Annotated in this window: 2 protein-coding genes; both read left to right on the top strand. The window is 64.4% G+C overall.

Translation table 11 applies throughout. From position 1 onward, the window contains the following. Positions 1–2088: PepSY domain-containing protein (locus ABY403_RS15210; protein ID WP_372841666.1), on the top strand; the 2088-nt coding region annotated here is incomplete at its 5' end. Beyond that, a partial coding sequence (locus tag ABY403_RS15205; RefSeq protein WP_372841665.1) for an FAD:protein FMN transferase occupies positions 2069–2874 on the top strand: 806 nt, incomplete at its 3' end. The genes ABY403_RS15210 and ABY403_RS15205, both read left to right, overlap by 20 nt.

The raw sequence follows: 2874 nt of genomic DNA, 5'->3' as shown, positions 1-2874 counted from the left end.
GTGGCCGATCTGGCCGCGGCAGTAGTGGCGCAATATCCGGAAACCGAACAGATCACGCGCAGGCCATCAGGCAAGATCGTGGTCGATTACACGCTAGAGGGCGAACCGCTTAGCACAGAGATCGACCCGCTTACCGCAGCACCACTGCGGCCCTACGAGCCTTCGGCATATTCGGCGCGATTTGGCGATATTCACCGCGCTTTCGGCATGGGTGACAGTGCGCTTGGGCACGGGCTTGCAGGGCTTGGCGCGCTTGCTCTGGCGATGGTGTCGCTGTCGGGGTTGCGCCTGCTGATCACGCGGATGGGTGGTCTGCGCATGTTGCTGGCACCGGTACGCGGTGCCGCGTTGCAACGACTGCACGTGCAGCTAAGCCGCGTGGCGCTGCCAGCACTTTTGCTGCTGGCGTTGAGCGGGTTTTACATGTCGGCGGCGTTCTTCGGGGTGGTGCCAACAGGTAGCGAGCGCCAGCCGGACTATCCAACCGAGCTTTCAGGCGGCGATCTGATGCCGATTGGCGACATCGCGGCGCTTGGCGCGGTGGATCTGCGCGATCTGCAAAAGCTGATCTTCCCCTACGAAGGCGACCCGTTTGAACCTTACGAGTTGCGCACCGATGCAGGCGCGGGCTTTCTGGACCCTGCGACCGGCGAGGTGCTGGAGTGGTTGCCCAAGTCTGCCGCCGCGCGCGCCTACGCGCTGGTTCTGGCGCTGCATACCGGGCAAGGCTTGTGGTGGCTGGCGCTGCTTACTGGCGCTGCGGCTCTGGGGGTTCCGTTTCTGGCATTTTCCGGCGTGGCGCTCTGGTGGCGGCGGCGCAAGGCAAAGCCGCGCATTCGCCGTAACGTGGCGCTGGCCGATGCCGATACGGTCATTCTGGTCGGCTCTGAAGGCAACGCGACATGGGGCTTTGCCTATACGCTGCAAAATGCGCTGACAGCGGCGGGGCATTTTGTGCATGTGGCCGAGATGAACCAGTTGACCGCCGCGCATTGCGGCAATCGGCGCATGTTCATTCTAACCGCCACCTACGGCGACGGCGCGGCCCCCGCCACGGCGCGCAAGTTTCTAGAGATACTGCCAAAGCTGCGCGCCGCGCCGAAAAAGGGCGTGACCGTGCTGGGCTTTGGCGACCGTGACTTTGGCCATTTCTGCTATTTTGCCGTCGAGGTCGAGGCCGCGCTGATCGCCAAGGGCTGGCCGATCTTTTCGCGGCTCGAAACGATCAACCGCGAGTCGCCGCAAGAGTTCGCGCGGTGGGGCGATGCCATCGCGCCGCTTCTGGGGCACGATCTGCGCCTTGTGCATATTGCCGAAACGCCGCGGCGCCAGCCCTTCGAATTGCTGACGCGGCAGGACTATGGCGCCGAAGTTGGCGCGCCCTCGGCGATCATGCGCTTTGGCGCACCGCCCGACGTAAAGCAGGGGTTCTGGCAAAAACTACTAGGCCGCGCGGCCCTACCCTATTTCGAGGCGGGCGATCTGATCGGCATCGTGCCACCCGGTTCGAACATGCCGCGGTATTACTCGATCGGCTCGGCCTCTGCCGACGGGTTTCTAGAGTTTTCGGTGCGCGAGCACGAGCATGGGCTGTGCTCTCGCTATCTGCACGGGCTGAAGCCGGGCGACAGGATTTCGGCTTTCGTGCGGCCGAACCCCGAGTTCCGGCTCGATTCAGGGCGCAATCCGGTGATTCTTGTTGGCGCGGGCTGCGGGGTGGGCCCGCTTGCGGGCTTCATCCGGGCCAACAAATCCCGCCGCCCGATGCGGCTATACTTTGGTGCGCGCGACCCCAATTCGGATTTCCTTTACCGCACCGAGATGATGGCATGGCTGGCGGAAGGAAAGCTTGCAGCACTGGTCACCGCATTCAGCCGATCGGACGAAAAGGCCTATCTGCAAGACAAGATCATCGCCGATGCCGAGCCATTGCGTGCAATGGTGCAAGCAGGTGCACAAGTCATGGTCGTAGGTAGCCGCGAGATGGCGCGAGACGTGATGGCAGCGTTCGATCAGGTGCTCGCACCTTCCGGGCAAAGCGCGAAATCACTCAAAAGCGCGGGTCGATATGTCGAAGACATCTACTGAGCGTATTGCGCTGCGCGGCCTTGCCATGGCCGCTGAATGGACTGCGGTGTGCTACGCCCCTGCGGCACGCGAGGGGGCCTTGCGGCAGGCGCTGGCCACGGCGGTTGAAGCGGTTGAACAGCAAATGTCGAACTGGCGCGCAGGGTCAGACCTGAACCGGCTGAACGCCGCCGCACCCGGTGCGTGGGTGACGTTGCCTGCTGATCTAATGGCAGTGCTGGCCAAGGGGCTGGCGGTGGGTGCCGCCTCGGGCGGTGCTTTTGACATGGCACTGGGTGATCTGGTCTGTGCATGGGGTTTTGGCCCGCCGAACCGGCGCCCAGACGAGGCCGCGATCCGCGCGCTGACCGGGCAACCCCGACGCCCCTGTGCCGAGGTGCTGGAACTGGGCCCCAGCCGCGCCCGGCGGCTTGAGGCGGTACGATTTGACCTCTCAGGCATCGCCAAGGGCTTCGGCGTTGATGCGATGGCGCGCGCATTAGAAGCCTTGGGCGTGGCCGATTTCCTTGTTGGCATAGACGGCGAAATGCGCGCCAAAGGCACCAAACCGGGCCACACCCCGTGGCGTGTGGCGCTTGAAGCACCCGACGACACAAGCACCCCCGCAGGCTGGATCGACCTGCACAACCGTGCCATTGCCTCTTCGGGCGATTGGCGAAACCGGGTGCGGCTTGGCGCGGGATGGGTTGGCCATTCCATGCATCCCACGCGCGCCGCCCCGGTGCAAAACGGCGTGGCCGCCGTCAGCGTGCTTGCGCCCGATTGCACCGAGGCGGATGCTTGGGC

The organism is Phaeovulum sp., from assembly GCF_041596715.1.
Taxonomy (GTDB): domain Bacteria; phylum Pseudomonadota; class Alphaproteobacteria; order Rhodobacterales; family Rhodobacteraceae; genus UBA6213.
This window is presented reverse-complemented; position numbering and strand designations above follow the sequence as displayed.